Source organism: Larkinella sp. VNQ87 (assembly GCF_049445795.1).
Lineage (GTDB): Bacteria > Bacteroidota > Bacteroidia > Cytophagales > Spirosomataceae > Larkinella.
Window position 1 is genome coordinate 348,005 of sequence record NZ_JBMSDT010000004.1, and the last position, 22,025, is coordinate 370,029.

18 protein-coding genes are annotated in these 22,025 nt (G+C 45.2%); 11 read left to right on the forward strand and 7 right to left on the reverse strand.

Annotated features, from left to right (window positions below):
* Positions 1–2: 2 nt before the first annotated feature.
* The gene (locus ACO2Q8_RS09075) at positions 3–2,093 is read left to right on the forward strand and encodes an ATP-binding protein (protein WP_423344477.1); all 2,091 of its coding nucleotides are present in this window, start codon (positions 3–5) and stop codon (positions 2,091–2,093) included.
* A gap of 36 nt (positions 2,094–2,129) precedes the next feature.
* Here ACO2Q8_RS09075 and ACO2Q8_RS09080 read toward each other — a convergent pair whose 3' ends face one another.
* Genes ACO2Q8_RS09080 through ACO2Q8_RS09090 form a run of 3 tightly spaced genes read right to left on the reverse strand, consistent with a single transcriptional unit; the run spans position 2,130 to position 4,324 of the window.
* Entirely contained in the window at positions 2,130–3,752 is a 1,623-nt protein-coding gene (locus tag ACO2Q8_RS09080) for a S8 family serine peptidase (RefSeq protein WP_423344478.1), read from the reverse strand.
* Between the two features lie 47 nt (positions 3,753–3,799).
* Positions 3,800–3,937, reverse strand: a complete 138-nt coding sequence (locus tag ACO2Q8_RS09085) for a hypothetical protein (protein WP_423344479.1) — start codon at positions 3,935–3,937, stop codon at positions 3,800–3,802.
* A gap of 3 nt (positions 3,938–3,940) precedes the next feature.
* Complete coding sequence (locus ACO2Q8_RS09090) at positions 3,941–4,324, reverse strand: hypothetical protein (protein ID WP_423344480.1); 384 nt, start codon at positions 4,322–4,324, stop codon at positions 3,941–3,943.
* Positions 4,325–4,679: 355 nt separating this feature from the next.
* On the opposite strand from ACO2Q8_RS09090, the gene ACO2Q8_RS09095 reads away from it, so the two are divergent.
* Entirely contained in the window at positions 4,680–5,771 is a 1,092-nt protein-coding gene (locus ACO2Q8_RS09095) for a hypothetical protein (protein WP_423344481.1), read from the forward strand.
* 54 nt (positions 5,772–5,825) lie between these two features.
* Here ACO2Q8_RS09095 and mnmA read toward each other — a convergent pair whose 3' ends face one another.
* Positions 5,826–7,004 (reverse strand): tRNA 2-thiouridine(34) synthase MnmA, encoded by a 1,179-nt coding sequence (gene mnmA, locus ACO2Q8_RS09100; RefSeq protein WP_423344482.1) that lies wholly within the window; start codon positions 7,002–7,004, stop codon positions 5,826–5,828.
* A gap of 240 nt (positions 7,005–7,244) precedes the next feature.
* Between mnmA and ACO2Q8_RS09105 the strand changes: the two genes are divergently transcribed.
* The 4 genes from ACO2Q8_RS09105 to ACO2Q8_RS09120 all read left to right on the forward strand — a co-directional run bounded on the left by ACO2Q8_RS09105 (position 7,245) and on the right by ACO2Q8_RS09120 (position 9,676).
* Positions 7,245–8,459, forward strand: a complete 1,215-nt coding sequence (locus ACO2Q8_RS09105) for a phage integrase SAM-like domain-containing protein (protein WP_423344483.1) — start codon at positions 7,245–7,247, stop codon at positions 8,457–8,459.
* An 85-nt stretch (positions 8,460–8,544) separates the two neighbouring features.
* Positions 8,545–9,123: a restriction endonuclease gene (locus ACO2Q8_RS09110; protein ID WP_423344484.1), complete on the forward strand. Its 579-nt coding sequence runs from the start codon at positions 8,545–8,547 to the stop codon at positions 9,121–9,123.
* A gap of 8 nt (positions 9,124–9,131) precedes the next feature.
* Positions 9,132–9,401, forward strand: a complete 270-nt coding sequence (locus ACO2Q8_RS09115; protein WP_423344485.1) for a helix-turn-helix domain-containing protein — start codon at positions 9,132–9,134, stop codon at positions 9,399–9,401.
* A 2-nt stretch (positions 9,402–9,403) separates the two neighbouring features.
* Positions 9,404–9,676, forward strand: coding sequence for a hypothetical protein (locus ACO2Q8_RS09120; RefSeq protein WP_423344486.1), 273 nt, complete (start codon positions 9,404–9,406; stop codon positions 9,674–9,676).
* 2 nt (positions 9,677–9,678) lie between these two features.
* On the opposite strand, the gene ACO2Q8_RS09125 is transcribed toward ACO2Q8_RS09120, so the two are convergent.
* Entirely contained in the window at positions 9,679–10,269 is a 591-nt protein-coding gene (locus tag ACO2Q8_RS09125) for a hypothetical protein (protein ID WP_423344487.1), read from the reverse strand.
* 85 nt (positions 10,270–10,354) lie between these two features.
* Here ACO2Q8_RS09125 and ACO2Q8_RS09130 point away from each other — a divergent pair, with 85 nt between their 5' ends.
* The 5 genes from ACO2Q8_RS09130 to ACO2Q8_RS09150 all read left to right on the forward strand — a co-directional run bounded on the left by ACO2Q8_RS09130 (position 10,355) and on the right by ACO2Q8_RS09150 (position 20,621).
* Positions 10,355–10,984, forward strand: coding sequence for a hypothetical protein (locus tag ACO2Q8_RS09130; RefSeq protein ID WP_423344488.1), 630 nt, complete (start codon positions 10,355–10,357; stop codon positions 10,982–10,984).
* Between the two features lie 148 nt (positions 10,985–11,132).
* Positions 11,133–14,207 (forward strand): BPTD_3080 family restriction endonuclease, encoded by a 3,075-nt coding sequence (locus ACO2Q8_RS09135; RefSeq protein ID WP_423344489.1) that lies wholly within the window; start codon positions 11,133–11,135, stop codon positions 14,205–14,207.
* On the forward strand, positions 14,207–17,002 hold the full coding sequence (locus ACO2Q8_RS09140) for a site-specific DNA-methyltransferase (protein WP_423344490.1): 2,796 nt from the start codon (positions 14,207–14,209) through the stop codon (positions 17,000–17,002). The genes ACO2Q8_RS09135 and ACO2Q8_RS09140 overlap by 1 nt, the downstream gene beginning before the upstream one ends.
* Positions 17,002–19,092, forward strand: a complete 2,091-nt coding sequence (locus ACO2Q8_RS09145) for a 3'-5' exonuclease (protein WP_423344491.1) — start codon at positions 17,002–17,004, stop codon at positions 19,090–19,092. Before ACO2Q8_RS09140 ends, ACO2Q8_RS09145 begins: the two co-directional genes overlap by 1 nt.
* 266 nt (positions 19,093–19,358) lie before the next feature.
* Positions 19,359–20,621, forward strand: a complete 1,263-nt coding sequence (locus ACO2Q8_RS09150) for an STAS-like domain-containing protein (protein ID WP_423344492.1) — start codon at positions 19,359–19,361, stop codon at positions 20,619–20,621.
* A 145-nt stretch (positions 20,622–20,766) separates the two neighbouring features.
* Here the strand turns inward: ACO2Q8_RS09150 and ACO2Q8_RS09155 are convergent, their stop codons facing one another.
* Together ACO2Q8_RS09155 and ACO2Q8_RS09160 are read right to left on the reverse strand one after the other, a co-directional pair.
* Positions 20,767–21,642 (reverse strand): hypothetical protein, encoded by an 876-nt coding sequence (locus ACO2Q8_RS09155; protein WP_423344493.1) that lies wholly within the window; start codon positions 21,640–21,642, stop codon positions 20,767–20,769.
* A 151-nt stretch (positions 21,643–21,793) separates the two neighbouring features.
* Positions 21,794–22,012, reverse strand: coding sequence for a hypothetical protein (locus ACO2Q8_RS09160; protein WP_423344494.1), 219 nt, complete (start codon positions 22,010–22,012; stop codon positions 21,794–21,796).
* Positions 22,013–22,025 lie beyond the last annotated feature (13 nt).

Sequence of the window (22,025 nt, forward strand, 5' to 3'; positions counted from 1 at the left end):
TCATGGAACACCAAACGCTTACGCCTGCTTATCGCTTTCTCGCCCACGGGGGCGAAATGGGGCAATTAATCCGGCAGTTCAATTGGTCGGAGCATCCCCTGGGGCCGATTGACCATTGGCCCGCGAGCCTGCGTACCACGCTGGGCGTCTTGCTCCAGAGCCGGTTCCCCATGTTCATTGTCTGGGGGCCGGAACGGATATGTTTTTACAATGATGCCTTTCGGCCAAGTCTGGGTTCCAGCGGGAAACATCCGATGGCTCTGGGAAAGCGTGCTGAGGAAACCTGGACTGAAATCTGGCCGACCGTCGGGCCGCTGCTTGCTCAGGTGATGGCGGGCGAAGGCCCTATTTACAGCGAAAACCAATTGATCCCGATTGAGCGCAACGGTCAATTTGATGACGTTTACTGGACCTACAGCTACAGCGCTATTCACGACGAGTCGGGCCAGATCGCGGGCGTGTTTGTCGCCTGTAACGAGACGACGGATTTCAAGAGGATTGAAGAGCAGAAAGAGCAGTTGGAGTTTGCGCTGGAAGCGGCTGAACTGGCTGCCTGGGATCTGGACCCTGTAACAAACCGCTTAACCGGAAATAACCGGCTGAAAACCTGGTTCGCCCTGGAGTCGTACGACGAAATCGATCTTGATCAGGCTATCGCAGTGATTGCCGGGAAAGATCGCCAGCGGGTGATAGAGGCTATTCAGGCGGCTTTACAACCCGCTTCGGGGGGGCACTATGACATTGAGTACACCCTAGCGACGGAGCTGCCCCGGGTCGTTCGGGCCAGAGGAAAAGCGTATTTCAACGAAGAGGGAAATCCGTACCGGTTTAACGGTACGCTTCAGGACATCACCGACGAAGTCCGTAACCGGATCGAGCAGCAGAAGCTGATGACGCTGGTGGAAAACAGTGTCGATCTGATGTCCATTCTGGAACTGGACGGCAAGAATTCCTACATCAATAAAGCCGGGAAGCAGTTGCTGGGTATTGAGGATGGACAGGATGTGTCGACCATTCCGATTTCGGACCTGCATACTCCTGAGCAATTTGCGTTTGTTAGTGCCGAAATTATTCCCTCGGTTATGACCACCGGGCGATGGTCGGGGCGGTTTGAAGCCCGCCATTGCAAAACAGGTGAAAACATCCCCCTGTATAACAATTGCCTGCGAATCGATGATCACGAAACCGGCCAGCCGCTGGCTGTCGGAGCCGTCATGCGTGACCTGCGGCCGGAAATGGCCGCCCAGCAGGCGCTGGAAGAAAGTCGGGAGCGATACCGAACTCTGGCCAGCGAACTCGATCTCAAGGTACAGCAACGGACCCGCGAACTGCACGATAGCAACCAGGAACTGATCAAAACCAATCACGAACTGGAACAGTTTGCCTACATCGCCAGCCACGACTTACAGGAACCGCTCCGCAAAATTCAGTCATTTGCCGAACTGCTGCAGCTTAATCTGCACGATGTTGCCGCGGCCGGAGCGTATTTGGGTAAGATCAACTCATCGGCTCAGCGCATGTCGGAACTGATCAAATCCGTGCTGAATTACTCCCGGCTGTCGCATACCGCCGACCGATTTGTCGAAACCGACCTGAATCAGATTCTGGCCAATGTCCGGCTCGATTACGAACTGCTGATTGGCCAGAAGCAGGCGGTTATTCAGGCCGCAACCTTACCGGTGGTTGAGGGCATTCCGCTGCACCTGGGTCAGCTGTTTTCAAATTTGATCGGCAATTCGCTAAAATTCTGTACCCGGAACCCGGTTATTTCGGTTTCGGCTGAAGTGTTTTCGTCGCCGGAAGCAGCGCGGCAGATAGGGCTGAACCCCCTTTTTCCGTATGTCCATCTCCAGTTTAAAGACAACGGGATTGGTTTTGAACCGGAATATTCGGAACGGGTGTTTACGATTTTCCAACGGTTGAACCATGCCCGCACGTATAGCGGAACGGGAATCGGATTAGCCCTTTGCCGAAAAATTGTTGAAAACCACGCCGGAAAGATTACCGCCGAAAGCGCACCTGGTCAGGGGGCTACCTTCCATGTCTACCTGCCCATCCGCCGTACCCATGAACCGCCGGGTGGCCTCGTTTAGTCCGTGTGAGTTAGCAGAACGTTGGTCGGGTGGTCCTTAGTACTTCATAAGTTTGATCGTCCGACGGGCGTTCTCGCTCGAAAGTGTCAAAAAATACAAACCCGGTGCCAGGCTGAGCGATTGCAGCGACACGTTCATGGCCTGATCCGGACCATAGGATTGCCGCCAGACCACTTGGCCCGCCGAGTTGGTCACGACGGCGTTGACGGATTGGTTAACCGGGATTTCGTTCCATTGAACCGTCAGTCGGTCGGCGCTGGTAAACGGGTTGGGATAAATCAGCAACGAATACGACTCACTGGCAATGGCCGCTGCCCGCTCGAAACTCGGAATGCCGTAGCCCAGTTGATTGTCCGGCTGATTGAACTGGCTACCCGATCGGCGCAGGCATTCGATGACCTGCTGGGCCGTCAGACGCGGAAAGGCCTGCCAGAAACCGGTTGCCAACGCAGCCACCAGCGGAGCCGAGTAGGAGGTGCCATTTCCGATGGTTACGCTCCCACTCGATGCACCCAGCGCCGTGCCTTGTCCCCGGGCCACCAGGTCCGGTTTGATCCGGCCGTCGGGCGTTGGGCCGAACGAACTGAAAGCGGCCCGAAAACCGTCCCGGTCAACGGCCCCGATGGAAAGCACCGTGGACACATCCGCCGGAGCGCCGATGTACCGCCAGGGGTCGTTGCCTTCGTTCCCGGCTGAAACTACCACCAGCATCCCGGCTTCGGCAGCCCAGCGCGCGGCCCGGCTTACGAGCGTTGTCTGGCCGTTGAGGTCGTTGTAGGTATGGTTTTGCGTTGGGTCGTCGAAAGTGGTGTAGCCCAGCGACGAGTTGATCACATCCACACCGGCACTGTCGGCATATTCGGCCCCGAGCAGCCAGTTGGCTTCTTCGACCGGGGTTTCGCTCCCGGCGTCTTCTGTCCGCAGGAGCAAATAAGAAGCTTTGTAGGCCGGGCCAATGAGGTCGTTTTCCTGGTAAGCCGCCATGATTGACAGTACATTCTGGCCGTGCGAATCATCCTCATAGACACTCGTTTCTTTCCGAACAAAATCGTAAGTGCCAACCACCCGGTTTTCATCAAACAGCGGTTTCAGGAACGATACCTGATTGGCGTTCCGAAAACCAGCATCCAGAATCGCCACCAGCATTCCTTCGCCCCGGTAGCCTTGGGCGTGCATTTTGTCGACCCCAATCTGGAGCAATTGTTCGCGGGAATTGCCGTACACACTGGGGTCTTCCACCTGCTCGAATTTGTTCCGTAGCGAATTAGAGGTAAACTGTGCGTAGCCAATCCGGGCGTTGCCGATGGACCGGTTGCCTTCGATGCCCTGCACAAACGGCAAGGCCCGGATCGTGTTTAGATTAGCTTCGGTGGTGGAAATCAATACGGCGTTGGCCCAGCGCGACGTAAACCAGACGGTTGCCCCGGTTTGACGAATGGCCGACACATAGGTCGGATTAACCGGTAAATCTTTTTCCTGCACGGGGATACCCTGGCGGTTCCGGCGCTGAATCGAACGTTGCGACAGAAACTGTTCGGGCTTGCTAATGGTGTAGGGGGTGTTGACTTTATCTTTCAGCAAAACCAGGTATTTGCGGTTTTGGGCGTTGGCCGAAAGCCCAGCGAGAAGTACCAGCCAAAATAGTAATTGCTTCTTCATATAAGTTCTCAATTGGAACTAGTTTAATATACCACTTATCAATCATATCAGGGCTCCGCAATTTCACCGACGTAGAACTGAGCGTCCGAATAGACGGTTATGCCAAAGAGCTTCCACTCCAGTGTGCCCGAAACCCGGTACGTAAACTTCCCGCCCCGGCTTTCCACCTGAAGGCTGGTCGGCATCCATTAGAAACCGCTCGTAAACCCTGTCCGTGAGCTAAAGGCGTCGTAAATGGCGGTTTTGTAAGCGGATGTATCCTTTCCATACAAAACCCCGAGTGAAAGCGTCGAAACCGGGTTTTCAGCTAGGAGAATGTAGGTTTGTTTCAGGGTTCCCGGCACAAGTTCGCCGATCGCAACCATCTTCGACTTCCGGGCTTCTCGGTTGGATTTGGCCGTCAGTTCAGCATTGCTGCCGGAATATCGCACGACCGACGCCAGCCCGACCACAAACACCACGGATGCCAAAATGCCGCTTTTCTCCCGAAGCAGGCGAGTGGCCTGAAAACACAGTTTCACAAAGAAAATAAACAAGCCAATGTTTACAATAGCCCAAAGTACGTACAGCATCGGATTCAAGATGTCGTTTTTTCAAATGTACATACAAGGCGCCAAAATCCAGTCAGTTGGCTCGTTGGGTAGGGCGTTTTTTCAAAACAAGCCGCCCAACCTGTTGTGATCAATAACGGTTGTTCAACTCTTTTGTTAGTAGATAAGTCCGTTCCTGAATGGAATTAAGTTTTCAGACGCTTCATTGCTGACTAATACGCATCCTACGCACGGGTTGTTGCAAAGATACTGGCCCCGGACGGTTAATTTTTTGTTTGGAACCAAGCCAACCGTTAACTAAATGAGCTGGTGAATTATTTCGCTTTTCGTGCCATACTTGCCGGTCATCTGTCTCATTTTTAATCGCTTTTACTTCATGAAAAACCTGATGTTTGGGTGGCTACTTTACTGTTGCCTCCTACCAGATCTCGGTGGAAAAACCAAAACCGTCCCCAAGGTGCCTTTTACGGGGATTCTCGCCATTTCGTGGATTGGCTTCGGAGGATTAACAACCAGTTCACCCGTTCCGGCCGGGGTAATCAACCTGACCGCACCCACACCGTTTGCGTTTCCCATTAAAGTGGAGGCTCAGCAGATTGTATACTATCAGGAAAACATCCTGGTTGATCAAGCATTTAAACCGGCTAATCCGGTGACGCAACCACCACTAATAGGTAACTGGTTTGTGCGCAGGCAGGTCCTGCGTGTCAAAGATGGAAAAACCGAGGTGCTACAAACGACCCGGTTAGTGGTCAACAAAAACGCCCAAGCCACTAATCCGGCCGATCAGCCTCTACCGTTGACAGCCACGCACCTGGAATACCGGCTGGGGCGGACGGAGAAAATCATCGACAAAGCCGCCCCCGGCAAGCTGCCCAAAACCAAAACCGTCGAGGTTTTTCCGCACGATGCGGTCCGGGTGGCGATGCCCACGGCGACTATCGTTGCCAACACCTGCACGGTGAAACCGGTTCCCCTGGTGGTTCGGCCTATCCCCTGTGAATTCCAACTCGTACGATTCCAGATTCTGGGTAAAAGCGGAAAAGTGCTGTTTGAAACCGTCAAGGTGGAAGATGTGTTCTTCACGGTGCCCGAAAATGAAGCGAAAAAAACCGAGGGGCCGTCGCTCGTCTACGATGCCAAATGGGTGATCAAACGAATTCATCCGCCCCTTTTTCCGGTTGATAAAGGTTACTGGATTGGCTGGGGGAAGTCGGGTTCTGACTTTAGCCAGGAAGTTGCCGAAAAGGAGCCGCTGCTAACCGGTTTGCCATTGAACGGGCCAGTTGGGAAAGAGTTTACCATTGCGTTGGAAATTCAGAAATCCTCGCCGAGCAGCGGATTTAGTAGCGCCATGCGGGAGCTTTTGCTGCACAATGATGTAACGGTCAGCAAATTTCCCGACCCCAAAAAGATTCAGACGCCGGGTTCTTTACGGTCTGAAAGCTACATTCATTTGAAGTGGTAAGAAACCCGAAAACCGTACCTGTATAAATACGGTTTTCGGGTTTTGAAACAGAACTCACACCGTCGTGTCAGCCATCTGACTGACCATCGGCGTCTCGGCCTGCCGGAAGCTTTTCATGATCCAGCCACCGCCGATCACGTCGTCGTCTTCGTAAAAGACAGCCGCCTGACCCGGTGCAATGGCCGAAACCCCCTGCTCGAACAGCACCTTGATCTGATCGTCAGACTCCTGCGAGATCAGTGCGGGGGTGCCGGGGTCTTTGTAGCGCACTTTCGTTACGGTTTGCAGCGGTTTTTCAAGCGAAACATACTTTTGCAGGTTGAGCCGGCTGACCAGCATGCCATCGCGGTACAAATCCTTGTCGACGCCCAGCACGACCTCGTTCGTATCTTTTCGAATGTCGGTTACAAAAACCGGAAACCCGAATGCAATGCCCAATCCTTTCCGTTGACCGATCGTGTAAAAAGGGTATCCTTCGTGTTTTCCAACTACCTTTGAAGTACCCGTAACCGGGTCTTCCAGAATAAAGTTACCGCCCGCTACCGATTGTTCCAGGCCCGGAACGCGCCGTTTCAGGAAGCCCCGGTAGTCATTGTCGGGCACAAAACAGATTTCGTACGATTCGGATTTCGTAACCAGTTCCGTAAACCCGCGTTCGCGGGCCATCGCGTAGATTTCGGATTTGCGCAGATGGCCCAACGGCAATTTGGTGCGGCTCAGGCTCTCCTGGGAAACGCCCCACAGCACGTACGACTGGTCTTTGAGTGTATCAACGCCTTTGGAAATGACAAACCGACCGTGGGCCGGGCCGTCATCGGTCACCTGCCGGATGTGGGCGTAGTGGCCCGTGGCAATCGATTCGCAATCGAGCCGGTCGGCCCGGCGCAGCAGCGCATCCCATTTGATGTGCGTATTGCAGAGGACGCAGGGGTTGGGCGTACGGCCTTCCAGGTATTCGCCCGTGAAATGGTCGATGACAGCGTCGCCGAATTCGGCTCGAATGTCGAGGATGTAATGCGGAAAGCCAAGGCTGACCGCGATGTTTCGTGCATCGTTGATGGAATCGAGGCTACAGCAGCCAGTTTCCTTTTTGGTGCCGCCCGACGAGGCATAATCCCAGGTTTTCATGGTCATGCCGATCACTTCGTAGCCTTCTTCGTGTAGCAGAACCGCTGCCAGGGAGGAGTCGATGCCGCCACTCATGGCGACCAAAATGCGTCCGTGTTTGCTCATGGTTATCAGACAAGGTTCAAAGCCTTGCGATAATTGGTTTGATATGGTGTAATTTGTATTGATTTATGCTGGTAATCAGCTTGTTAGAAATATGAAGAAAACAGGCAAATACAAGCAAAACCGCAATTTGTTGTACCTATGTTGTACCAATTTTCGTATCTTTGTTCTAGCGGATACCGTTACAAAGATACTGGTTAACAAGTTTTTCAGGAAATCCATTCATTCCTAAAATTCAATTTTATGGCATTTTCTCTGAAGGTCGTGCTGCGCAAAAAAGCGGACCAAGATGGATTATACCCTCTCGCTATTCGGATCATAGTTGATCGGAAAGCGTCTTACATAAATTTAGGGTTCAAATTGAAAGAGGCCGACTGGAACGCAAAAGAACAAAAAGTGCGAAAATCCCACGATAATTCAGTCTGGTTAAACAATTTCATCCTACAAGAGAAGGCCAAAGCAAACAACAAAATGCTTGAAATGGCTACCCAAGCCAAAGCTACGTCAGCAGTAGCCGTTCGTAAACAGATTAAGTCGAATAAATCTGCGTCTTTTTTTGCTCAGGCAACAGCATTCATTGAGAGTATGCGAAAACAAGGGAAGTTCAACCGGGTCAGCGCTGAACAACCGTACCTCAACCACTTTCGAGAATTTCTAAAGGGTCAGGATATTTTATTTCCGGACATTACAACAACGCTGCTCAATAAGTACAAAGCATTCTTGAAAGGAGTAAGGCAGGTTGGTGACCGGACAGTGATGAACCATTTGATTTTCATTCGAACCATCTATAATCAAGCGATTGCCGATGGTTTGGTCGATCAGAAATTTTATCCTTTTGGCAAACGAAAAGTGACAATTAAGTTGCCAGAAGCAACAAAAATCGGGTTAAACGACCAGGAACTGAAAGCATTAGAGAACCTTGATTTATCGTCATCGCCACCTTACTGGACGCATGCTCGAAATATCTGGTTGGTCTCTTTTTATTTCGCCGGAATGCGCGTATCGGATGTGTTGCGCCTGAAGCATTCAGACTTACAAAATGATAGGTTGCATTACACAATGGGAAAGAATGCAAAAACGGGCTCTCTCAAGGTGCCGGAAAGAGCTCTTAGAATTCTTGAGCAATATCCGAAAAACAGTAAGCATGATTTGATCTTCCCAGAATTGCAGGAACTTGACAATTTAAATAATGCTTTCGAAGTACAACGGAAAATTGCGTTTGCTGTAAGGAGATTAGACAACAATCTACAGCAGATAGCGAAAGTCGCTGGCATAAATAAAAAGCTGACCATGCACATTGCCCGGCATACCTTTGGCAATCTTTCTGGCGACAAAATATCTGTTCAAATGTTGCAGAAGCTTTACCGCCATACCTCGATTACAACGACCATTGGTTACCAAGGTCATTTCATGCATAAAGATGCTGATGAGGCACTGGATGCCATTGTTGGTAGCTAAGTGTTTTTGTTATTTATTACTGACAAAATATGTTGTGTAGTATTATCTTAGCTAACAGCTAAAACTTGAAAAAAGAGGGTTGCATATGAATTTTGATAAAATTATGGAGCATAATCTGCCTGCTAATTATGTTCTTGACATATCGCCTACCGAGTTTGAAAAGTTAGTCAAAGATTTTTTATCAGAAGCAGGAAAAACTTTGCCCTCTTTTGAAGTTCATCACAATGTTAAAGAGAAAGCTCATGATGGCACTTATCAGATAGATGTGAAAGCTACCTTTGATATTTTTGGTGGTAGCAACATAGTTGTCCTTGTCGAATGCAAAAAATATAATGCACCTGTAAAAAGAGAGAAAGTCGAAATTCTTTTTAGCCGTTTACTGTCAATAGGTGCTCATAAGGGCATCATCTTTTCAACCTCTGGTTTTCAACAGGGAGCAATTGAGTTTGCTGCAAAGCATGGAATTGCATTAATTAGATTAAGAGAAGGTAGATTTTCCTACGAAACAAGATCTCTTGACCGTGTTGTTGTTGAAATTCCAGCATGGGCAGACCTTCCAAAATACGATGGGGTCTATATACATGATATTGAGGAGAACAAATGCTCTATATCTAACCTGTCAACCGGCCATCTCTCGTCGTTAAGTGACTTTATTTATAACTGAAGAATGTTATGCAAGTCATTTGCCTGGAAGAAGAAGCTTTTTATGCTCTGGTGGAGCAGGTCGTAGCCCGGCTAAAAGAACGGAACGGGCAGGAAAAAGATAAGTGGATTTCAGACGAAGAGGCCATGCGTCTATTGAATATCAAGTCGAAAACAACCCTTCAGAAGTTGAGAGACGAAGGGAAAATCCGTTTTTCACAACCGCAAAAGAAAATTATCCTTTACGACCGAGATTCTGTAGAAACGTATCTGGAGAGAAACGCCCGTAATCCTTTCTAAACATGGAAGACAATGACAAAGTGGAGCCGGATTATCTGAAAGGCTTCAATGAAGGTTATACGATGGCTCAGTATCAGCCGGAACTTGCCGAAAAACTGGCTCACATTGAAACCGACTTTATCCGTGCTGTGGCCTTTCGGGACGGCTATCAACAATATCACAAAGAAAAAACCAGAGAACGCCTTCCATCCTGGCTAAAAGAAGATCGCTTTTCTAAAGATACTCCATCGCCAGATAAGGATAAGACCCGTGATATTGAGCCCGAAAAGGACTAATTTTAGTCTCGTTCCTTATCCCGATCAGCATCTTTTGAAGGGGATTTGTCGGTCATTTCAGATCTGTTAAAGTGGAACGTCGCCATAAACTTTTGAGAGAGTGATGCCTGTGTTGAACCCTGTTCTTTTTCGGGTACTTGCTGCTTTTTCTCCTGGTAATCGGAAAGAATGGCATCCATCATCTCCTGCGATTGCTCTAAATCTTTTGGACTCTGACGGAATGTTTCTTTCTTGTCAGGGCTCATTTCCTTGACGGGATTCGGATAAAGATAGGAGAGGGCATGCTCTCGTACTAAACGTGCCGTTTTGGGATCAGCCTGACTGGTTTCTTTTTCGATCTGACCAAAAGCGTCTTTGCGGATTTGCTCGATTTGCCCTTTGAGCGCTGCCACCCGCTGGTCATGACTTCCAAGCGGCCTGGATCGCAAAAAACCAGGTGGGTTGAGTCCGAGAGAGGGACCCGTTTTATCTTTTGGTGTTGTTTCTATCAGGTTTTCTAGCTGGCCGATTTGCTCTTTGGCTTGACGAACCTTTTCTTCCAAATGACTGAATGCGGGAGGGTAAGGTGTCTCCCGACTCTCCTTATGGCTCATACCTCCTAATTGGTTTTTTCTTGATTTCCTGTTTGGTTATGCTAATATACTCAATATCAGGAATGCCTTCATCCTTGAGCTTGTAATGAATATTTGGCAAAACGTTATTGACCAACGATACAGTGGCGATACTGAAGAGTTTCAGAAAGATTTCGACCTGGCCGTTCTGGAAGGCCATCTCTATGCAATCAGTTGGGACGATCTGAACAAGGCTAGTAATACGCTTCCCCATTTTGCCCAGAAGGGCAGAGAATTGATTGAAAGCCGGTTAGGCTACCTACCGCATGACTGCGTTACGCTGCCATTTGAGCCGCGTCTACGGATGCACGTTCGGGCTTACGAATATGGTCTAATTAGTGAGTTCGAGTTCGAGCAACAAGCAAATACTGTCTTGAAGGAAATTCGCAATCAGGATATGCGCCTTAACACTTGTCTGACATACGATCCACATATTTACCGGAAATATTACGATACCTTCGTCCCTTATGGCTATGCGGTTCGTGAACGTTTGAGCAATTTCCTGGGGTACATACCTGATCTGAAACATTCTGTCGTTGCTGAACTGTGGTTGCGGGACTTGGTGGGGAGGGATGATATCCGTCTGCCGGATTGGCCTACACCTGCTGATTTCAAGGCTATTACTTTAATTAGATACCGAGAAATCTTATTTGAACAAGGACAAACAGGGGCTGATCTATCGCAACTACTCAGGTAGTGTAATTGCATAACACTACCTATCTTTATGAATCTATTTCAGCTACATAAAAAGAATGTCTTAAAAACAAAGTCAACGCGAAATTGACTTAAAAAACATACTAATAAGGATTATACATAAAGTTTGATTAATTCAAAGAGTAAACGCCATGACAAACCCATTTTTTGACCAACCTATATTGAACTCACCGTATGAATGTCCACTACAGCATTGGGAACTTGATGAACATGGTCAACCAACCCAGCAGATTATAGACAAACGCCGACCTGCTGATTTTATTACACCGATTCCTAAACCGCGAAAAAAGAAAGGCGGTCTTCAGCAATCGATCATTTTTGACGAAGGCAAAGGACTCTCAAATGATAAACAGCGATATGATCCCAAATCAATTATTAATCAAGTTCGTCAGGAGGTGTCCAAATGGAGGAGTCTTCCTAATCCTAATCAGTGGCAAGTCACCCCTGAAACTGCTAAGCTATTGCAACATTGGCGTAGTCATACCTTTAGTAGCATTCGGCCTTTCTTTTGTCAGGTAGAGGCTGTTGAAACAGCTATCTGGCTGACGGAAGTTGCTCCAAATAGTGGTAAAACCGGCAAAGCAATTCTCGAACATTTAGCCAACGCCAATTACGAAGCCAATCCTGATTTAATGCGACTGGCGTTAAAGTTGGCTACCGGTGCCGGTAAAACAACTGTCATGGCTATGATTATCGCCTGGCAAACCGTCAATGCGGTCCGTCGGCCGCAAAGTAGGAACTTTACGCGTGGTTTTTTGATCGTCACGCCTGGTATCACGATTAAAGATCGTTTGCGGGTACTGCAACCCAATGACCCGGATAGCTATTATGCCAGTCGTGAATTGGTGCCGACAGATATGCTTGATGATCTGCAACGTGCCAAGATTGTCATCACCAACTATCATTCTTTTAAACTTCGTGAGAGGATCGACATTTCGAAGGGTGGCCGCTCGTTGTTGCAGGGACGTGGAGAGGCCTTGGAAACGCTGGAAACCGAAGGCCAGATGATTCAGCGGGTGATGCCAGATTTGATGGGAATGAAGAACATCATGGCCATCAACGATGAAGCTCATCATTGCTACCGCGAAAAACCCGCAGCCGAAGCGGAAGAAGATGTCTCCGATCTCAAAGGAGATGAAAAGGCCGAAGTCGAAAAAAACCGGGAAGCGGCCCGGCTCTGGATTTCCGGTCTGGAAGCAGTCAATAGAAAGCTGGGGCTCATTCGCGTTATGGATTTGTCGGCAACACCATTCTTTCTGAGTGGCTCTGGCTACATTGAAGGGACTTTATTTCCCTGGACAATGAGTGACTTCTCGCTTATGGATGCTATAGAATGCGGGATTGTCAAACTCCCACGTGTACCTGTTGCCGATAATATTCCTGGTGCTGAAGTTCCTATGTTTCGCAACCTTTGGGAACATATTCGAACAAAAATGCCGAAAAAAGGTCGGGGGAATAGTGGCGGGCTTGACCCACTTAGTTTACCAACCCAACTGCAAACCGCCTTAGATGCCTTATATGGTCATTACGAAAAAACTTATCAGTTATGGCAAGATTCCGGTATAAAAGTACCCCCTTGTTTTATTGTAGTTTGTAACAATACATCTACTTCAAAACTTGTATATGATTATATTTCTGGCTTTAACCGGACTAATTCAGATGGATCGGAGAGCTTTGTAGCCGGTCGCTTACCACTCTTCCGTAATTTTGACGAAAATGGGAACGCCCTTGGACGGCCTAATACATTGTTAATTGATAGTGAACAGTTAGAATCTGGTGAAGCACTGGATGACAATTTTCGCCAAATGGCAGCAGATGAAATTGAGCGGTTCCGGCGTGAAATTATTGAACGTACGGGGAATGTACGTGATGCTGAAAATCTAACCGATCAAGATTTACTGCGTGAGGTTATGAATACAGTTGGGCGGCCTGGTCGATTAGGTGGTGATATACGCTGTGTTGTATCAGTATCCATGCTGACTGAAGGCTGGGATGCTAATACTGTGACGCATGTGTTGGGAATCCGGGCATTTGGGACTCAACTACTTTGTGAACAGGTAATTGGCCGGGCTTTACGGCGACAATCATATGAACTTAATGAACAAGGGCTATTCAACACAGAATACGCTGACGTGTTAGGCATTCCGTTCGATTTTACTGCAAAACCTGTCATTTCCAAACCACAAAAACCACGTGAAACTGTTCAAGTTCGTGCTATACGGCCCGACCGCGACCAACTGGAGATTACATTTCCCCGTGTCGTAGGGTATAAAATTGAATTGCCTGTGGAGCGATTGACGGCGGATTTTAATGATGATTCTGTTTTTGAACTTACACCTGAATGGGTAGGAGCAACAGAAACACAAAATTCTGGAATTATTGGCGAGCAGGTCAATCTGAATTTGATTCATACTGGCGACATTCGACCTTCCCAAGTATTGTACGAGTTAACTTCACATTTGCTATTTACGAAATGGCGCGATCATGATGAACAGCCAAAGCTACATTTATTTGGGCAATTAAAAAGAATTTGTAAACAATGGTTAGACACCTGTTTAGTTTGTTCTGGAGGTACGTATCCAGCGCAATTGCGTTATAAAATGCTAGCAGATATGGCCTGTGAACGGATAACTGCGGGAATCAACCGGGCTTTTGTAGGAACTCAGCCTGTAAAGATAATTTTAGACCCATATAACCCTTTAGGTTCAACCCGCTATGTAAATTTCAATACATCTAAGGTTGAGCGTTGGGAAACTAATCCACAAAAGTGCCAAATCAACTGGGCTATTTTGGACAGCGATTGGGAAGGTGAATTTTGCCGAGTTGTCGAAAATCATCCCCAAGTACGCGCATACGTAAAAAACCATAATTTGGGTTTTACAGTGCCATATCGATTTGGCTCAGAAAACCGAAAATATATTCCTGACTTCATAGTTTTGGTCGATGACGGTCGCGGCCCTGATGATCTATTACATTTAATTGTTGAGATCAAGGGTTACCGAGGAGAAGATGCCAAAGACAAAAAAAACACGATGGAAACTTATTGGATACCGGGTGTAAATAATAGCAAACAGTATGGCCGGTGGTCCTTTGCTGAATTTACTTCCATCTATGAAATCGAATCAAACTTTGCAGCTAAAGTGCAAAGTCAGTTTAGTAAACTCATTGAAAACGCTACCGCGTATACGCAGGCAGAAATTGTATAATGGCTAAGAAAACCACTGATAAAATAATTGCAGCATTCACGCATGACGAAGCAAAACGCCGGAATATTCCAACGGCAGAATATCAGTCGATGCTGAACGGTTCCGCTACCGATCCGATAAAAGTAGCATATGAACGACGCAATCGTGATCTTGATCCACAATTGGTATGGCGAGGAAAAGAAGAGCAGGATTGGAGCGACCTAATGGTTCAAGCTCCTCCGCTCTACATTCAGGAAAAAGTACAGCCTAAAGCACTGATTGATGATCTGCTGCGTCAGTCAAAAGAACAAGAATATGCGGCTGGCAAAATTGTGGCCGATTTATTTTCGGATTTCAACGGTATTCCCAAAGGTGTTGATAAAACTGAATTCTATCAACATGACCAGCATTGGAGTAACCGAATGATTCTTGGGGACTCTTTACAGGTAATGGCAAGTCTATGCGAGCGCGAAGGGTTACGCGGGAAAGTGCAATGCATTTATTTTGACCCACCCTATGGAATTAAATTTAATTCTAATTTCCAGTGGAGTACTATGAGCCGAGATGTGAAAGATGGAAAAATTGACCAGATAACCCGCGAACCAGAGCAGGTAAAAGCATTCCGTGATACATGGCGAGATGGTATTCACTCATACATGACATATCTGCGTGATCGTTTAACTGTAGCTCGTGATTTATTAGCAGATTCAGGTTCTATTTTTGTGCAAATTGGTGATGAAAATGTGCATCGTGTACGGGCAATTATGGATGAGGTGTTTGGAGATGAAAACTTTATCGCAACTATTCATTTTAACAAAACAGGGCTTCAGGCTTCCAAGTTCCTCTCATCTGCCTATGACTACATATTATGGTTTAGTAAATCAAAAGAAAACGCAAAGTTTCACCAAATATATCGGAAAAAAGTAGCAGGTGAAGCAGGAGCAACTGGGTATACATATGTTCAGGAAGAGGTAGGCTTAATAAGAGGACTGACCAAAGAAGAAAAGCAAAACATTAAAATGCTACCTGAAACGGCTAAAGTCCTTGATGGAACTCCACTTGTGTCGGCCGGGTCTTCTCAGGACCAATCGCCAATTAATTGGCAGGGGAAAGACTACCGACTGCCAGCCAATTCTCACTGGAAGACGACACGTTACGGAATTGAAAGATTGGTTAAGGCAGATAGAATCATACAGTTGGGTAATCGTATCGAATATAAAATGTTTCTCAATGATTTTGGGCAAACACCGATTGACAACTTTTGGATGAGTGGAGGAGAAAGAGGTTTTACTGGACAAAAAGTTTATGTTGTTCAAACGGCGACTGATGTCATCGAACGTTGTATACTGATGGCTACCGATCCTGGTGATCTAGTACTTGATCCAACTTGTGGCTCGGGTACGACAGCCTTTGTTGCCGAGCAATGGGGACGTAGATGGATTACGATTGATACATCACGAGTTGCCCTTGCTTTGGCTCGTGCTCGAATTATGGGGGGGCGCTATCCATATTACTTATTAGCAGATTCACAAGAAGGGCAATTGAAAGAAGCTGAAATTACACGCACAACGCCAAGTACACAGCCAACTCGAGGTAACCTCCGACTAGGTTTTGTGTATGACCGAGTGCCGCATATCACTCTCAAATCCATCGCTAATAATTCGGAGATCGATGAAATATGGAATAAGTGGCAAGCGACGCTAGAGCCTTTACGTACTGCTTTAAATACAAAACTTGGAAAAGAGTGGGCTGAGTGGGAAATTTCACCCAAAAGCGATGCAAAATGGTCGAATGACGTACTCCAACTTCACAAAAAATGGTGGGAAGCTCGGATTGCTCGACAAATAGAAATTGATGCATCCATTGCCGCCAAAGCAGAGTTTGAATACCTCTACGACAAACCATACGAAGACAAGCGCAAAGTCCGTGTAGCTGGGCCTTTCACCGTCGAGAGTCTATCTCCGCACCGGATGTTAGGCGTTGATGAAAACGACGAATTGATTGACCCGCTTGCGGTACAGGAAAACAAGATGGGGTATGGACTGGAGCGCACGTTTGAGCAGATGATTTTAGAAAACCTCAAAAGCGCAGGTGTTCAACAGGCCCACAAGGCTGACAAAATAGATTTCACTGCACTTACTGGCTGGCCTGGGGAGTTAATTTGTGCGGAAGGCACTTATTTAGAAGGCGAAAAGGAACGACGTGCCGGAATTTTTATCGGTCCTGAATTTGGTACCGTGCAGCGAGCTGATTTGGTTAAGGCAGCCCGTGAATGTGGTGATGCTGGTTTTGATGTCCTCATTGCATGTGCATTTAATTACGAGGCTCATGCCACAGAATTCAGCAAACTCGGCAGTATACCGGTCTTGAAGGCCCGGATGAACGCTGACTTGCACATGTCAGATGACCTTAAAAATACTGGGAAAGGTAACCTATTTGTCATTTTCGGCGAACCTGATATTGATGTGCTTCAAGCTGAAAGCGAAAACATCCAAGTAAAACTAAATGGTGTAGATGTATTTCATCCTAATACTGGTGAAGTTCGTAGCGATGGCGCAGAAGGTATTGCCTGCTGGTTTATTGATACAGACTATAATGAAGAAAGTTTTTTTGTACGTCATGCCTACTTTCTTGGTGCTAACAATCCTTATAAAGCTCTAAAAACCACACTTAAAGCTGAGATTAATCAAGAAGTCTGGGAGTCATTAAACAGCGATATCTCGCGCCCGTTTCCTAAACCCGCATCAGGTCGAATTGCAGTAAAAGTCATCAATCATCTGGGGGATGAAGTAATGAAAGTATTCAAGGTAAGCTAATGGAATTTCGAATAGCAGATACTTTTACCGATAGTCTAGCGAGATTAACCGGTGACGAGCAAAAAGCCGTAAAAACTACGGCTTTTGATTTACAAATAAATCCCGCTAATCCCGGCCTGAGTTTTCACAAACTCGATAAAGCAAAGGACAAAAATTTCTGGTCAGTTCGGGTTAATCGTGACATTCGTCTAATTATTCATAAGACTGAAGCCAGTTTTCTACTTTGCTATGTCGATCATCATGATAATGCCTATAACTGGGCTGAACGGCGAAAATTGGAAGTACACCCTACGACTGGTGCTGCCCAATTTGTTGAAATCCGGGAAACGGTCCAAGAGATTCAAGTTCCTGTGTATATCTCACCAGAAATAAAGTCTGTCGTTACAGGTAAAAAGCTATTTTCTCACCTTTCTGAAGAAAATCTCCTAAGCTATGGTGTACCAGTCGAGTGGCTAGCGGATGTTCAGGCTGCGGATGAAGAGTTGTTGTACATTTTGGTAGACCACTTACCAGCAGAAGCAGCGGAGGCTTTACTTGAACTTGCTACTGGCGGAACACCAAGAGTATCGCAACTACAGACAAAAGCAGAAGATCCATTTGCACACCCAGATGCCCAACGTCGTTTTCGTACGATGGCTAATGTCGAAGAGTTACAACAAGCTTTGGATTATCCTTGGGATAAATGGGCCGTCTTTTTGCATCCTGATCAGCGAAGTACTGTAACAAGAGATTTTAACGGGCCAGCCCGCGTATCAGGATCAGCCGGAACAGGTAAAACAATTGTTGCGCTTCATCGAGCTGTTCACTTAGCCCGACAAAATTCACAGGCTCGAATTTTGCTCACCACATTTTCAGAGATTTTAGCTAATGCGCTTCGCGTCAAACTACGACGTCTAATTAGCAGCGAACCACATCTGGCGGAACGGATCGATGTGGAAGCAATCAACAAAGTTGGTTTGCGGCTATATAAGACCGCAATTATTCGCGAAAATGCTGGAAATTCTAAAGCAGTTGCTACACGTGAGCAAATAGCCAATTACATTGAACAGGCGGCCCGAAACATAGCAGAACAAAAGTTTAGTTTGTCGTTTTTAGTTTCTGAATGGGAGCAGGTAGTCGATGCCTGGCAGTTGAAAACCTGGGATGAATACAAGGATGTCAAGCGATTAGGACGCAAAACTAAGCTGCCGGAGAATCAGAGAGCCAAACTATGGTCCATCTTCATCAAAGTTATTACTCATCTAAAAGAAGCAAACTTAATTACCCTTGCCGAGGCCTTTACTAATCTGGCTACAAAAATCACCGCGAAGCCACCGTATGACTTTATTGTGGTTGATGAAGCTCAGGATATAACCGTATATCATCTTCGATTGCTGGCTGCTTTAGGTGCATCTAGACCGAATGCTTTGTTTTTTACTGGTGATATTGGCCAGCGCATTTTTCAACAACCTTTTTCCTGGAAATCACTAGGTGTTTCGGTACAAGGCCGCTCCAAGACATTGTTTGTCAATTACCGCACTTCGCACCAAATTCGTCGGAAAGCAGACCAGTTACTCAATATTGAGTTGACGGATGTAGATGGAAATGTTGAAGAACGAAACAGAACGATTTCAGTTTTTAATGGTCCATTTCCCGAGTTTAAAAGTTTCGATAACCCAGAAAAAGAATCTGCTTTTGTTGGTCAGTGGATAGCAAAACTACATGAATCAGGACTATCTCCCCATGAAATCGGGGTATTTGTTCGATCAAATCATGAACTCGAACGCGCGAAATCAGCGGTTGAGTTGACCAAGTTACCTTTTCTAGTTTTGGATGAGCAAGTTGAAACCATAAGTACAAAAGTAGCTGTGAGCACAATGCACTTAGCCAAGGGATTAGAATTTAAAGCTGTTGTGATTATGGCTTGTGATGACGAAATCATTCCTTCACAGGAGCGCATTGAAGCCATCACTGACTACGCTGACCTGGAAGATGTATACAATACTGAGCGCCACCTTTTATACGTAGCTTGTACACGAGCACGCGATCAACTGCTGATCACTAGCGTCAAACCATGTTCAGAGTTTTTAGATGATATCATGATGGGTTAGACAATATTTAGGTTATTTTATTCCATATGCTGTAAAGCGAATGAAGTATAGAGAGTAAACAGCTTAAGGTTTAGCCTCTGTGATAAATATTTGATTTTTAAATATTGAATGGTCAGTCATTTGAAATGAGTTGTGGAATTCATGCCATCTTTTGATAATTAAACCTAATGGCATGGTCAAGTTAAAAGACAACCCATTTTGAATACTTTTCCTTACAAGTTGAAATGAACGTTTTGTACTACAAATTACATTCAAGATTTTGAGTTATGGGTCGATCTGTATGGTTCATTAGACAAGAAAACAAAATTAAATTTTTTGATAAGGTTGATAGTTTCCATACTGCCGATTTTTGTTCTGCATTAGACCAGTTTGAGAGGGGGAATTCAAATAATCTAATTATAGATTTTTCAAGAACGATAGCTGCTTATCCTAATGGAATGTTGCCAGTAATTGCCTCTATAGAGAACTTAAGAAATCAAGGTTATAAAATTGAAGTAGTTTTACCAACTAAGCCTGATACAAGAAAACTTTTTAAAAATGTTAATTGGGCTCATTACCTTTCGCCGGATCAGTATAATAGATCTGAATCTGTACATGATAGACATTTGGTCACTAGTATATTTACTGATAATTATGAACAAAAGAAAGTAGTAGATAGCTTTATGGATGTTATCCTTAGGAACATGGAGCTTCCAAAAGATATTATAACTGGTCTTGAATGGTCAATAAATGAAATAACTGATAATGTACTTAACCACTCAGAATCAGATATTGGTGGCTACATCCAAGTAAGTACATATTTGAAAAATGAATTGATAGCTTTTGCAATAGCAGATGCGGGAAAAGGCATACTTCGAACATTAAAAGAGGGCGTACCCAGCCTTAGAACCGATATTCAAGCGATAGGTGAAGCGGTTAAATCTGGTGTTACCAGAGGGGCAGAATATGGACAAGGTAATGGTTTAGCAGGAACTCTAAAAATCACTACGATGTCAGGCGGTTCGTTTGAAATTATAAGCGGGAGAGGCAGAATTTTGGCAAAATTAGATGAAACAAAACGTAACCAAAGAGAAGTTTCCCAGCGTTATAATGGAACTGTGGTCTGCGGGCAAATAAAAATAAATAAAATGTTTTCAATAAGTGAGGCTCTAGACTTTGGCACTGGTATCAAGTACGTTCCACAAGATATAATAGATACTCAATATGAAATGGAAGATAGTGATTGTCTATATTTAAAACTTAAAGATGAGACTACTGGTTTTGGATCAAGAAAGTCTGGCAAGCAATTAAGAACGAAGTTATTTAATCTACTAAATGCAAAACCTACTTTTCCAATCATAATAGATTGGCAAGGTATCCCTGTCGTATCAAGTAGTTTTGCGGACGAGTTTATAGGCAAAGCTTTTTTAGAGCTTGGTGCTTTATCTTTCTCTGCGCGTGTAAGAAACAAAGGTATGGAAGATTTAATTATTAATCTAATAGACAAGGCAGTAGCTCAGAGGTTAGTTCAGGCTTCTGACGAACAATAAACAAAAGTATATGCTCAAGTATTTTAAGGCAATTATTGAATATTTGAGATGTAATAGGGTGTATTCTAGGATATTAAACTTCTAAAATAACTGTTTTATAGGTTATTATTATCCTGATCAAAAATACTAATTCTCCTGTATCAGATCATCTAACTTTATTGCTAGACAGTTGATATACTGCAGCGTTCAGAACTTGCCAACAAATCCTTGCTGTATGTTTATCAGGGTTAAACTGCGAACTTATTTGCTCATAAGGATGAATGTAATTCCTGAAATCTCTAAGTGAATGGCTGAATTTTTTTACATCCTGTTTTAGAAGGCCGATTTCGTTTGAAACATCAATAAGATTACTCAATGTCCATAGGTGAAATGGCTTTACACCTCCATTCTTATCTTTAGGAGAGCTTTTTGATTGATTATATTTTTGAGGATACAATAAAGCAGTCCCCAGTAAAATCCCTTCTAATGTACTCCCAATTAGAAAAATTGTTGAAAGAGGAGCATTGTTTCTTAGGCAAATTTTTATTTCTTCGAACCTTAACTTTATTACATCCGTTATAAGTGAATCCAAAGATAGCGCATCAAGATTTATATTTTTAAATTCCTGACTCAAAAAATCTTCTTCCTTTAAATTATTATCTTCGCTCTCTACTTTTTTACTGGGAATTACTACATTACTTACTTTCTCAAATTGTATTTCTGCATTTACTCTTTTTACTTTCCACTTATCAAATGCTAGGTAATTATTAAAATCTTTAATTAAGCTATCCAAATGTGGCAGATTATTAATATAATTAATGACACCAAATACGTTCTTAAGACATTGGTCAATCTCAGGACGACCATTGATCTGACTTAGCTTTTCATCCGTAAATTTCCATCTGGAAGGAAAACCAGGCCCGTAAACATCTTTAAAGCCAAGCTGATTAAAGAACTCTACTAGTTGAGGACCTGAGCGATATACAGACTCCTCATTAATTATATTTCTAAGTTTTTCTAATGTTTTCTGTTGAAGAATCATACTTGCCTCTCGTTTATAACCAGCTACTCATCATTGATGAGCTTTCACTTGTGTTGCTCACTTGGATGGTTAAGCCCAACTAGTTATAGATACTGTAACCGGCCAGGTAGCCCGTAATTTTGCCATCCTCTTCCAGCAGGTCTTTGACCATTTAGGTTTGATTGGGGAGCAGATTACCAAAAGGGGTGCTTTCTGGCTTGTAGTATTTGCCTTTTGACAGCTTTCCAATTTTGCCGGCTTGGACCATCCGATTAAGGGCTTTTATTACAGCTTCCTTTTGACTTACTTCAGTTGAAAAGTTTGTATAGGTGAATACATAGCCTTTCGGGAGCCTATCTATTGTAACTGCAATGTAATCAGATACTTTCATGATTCAATATTTC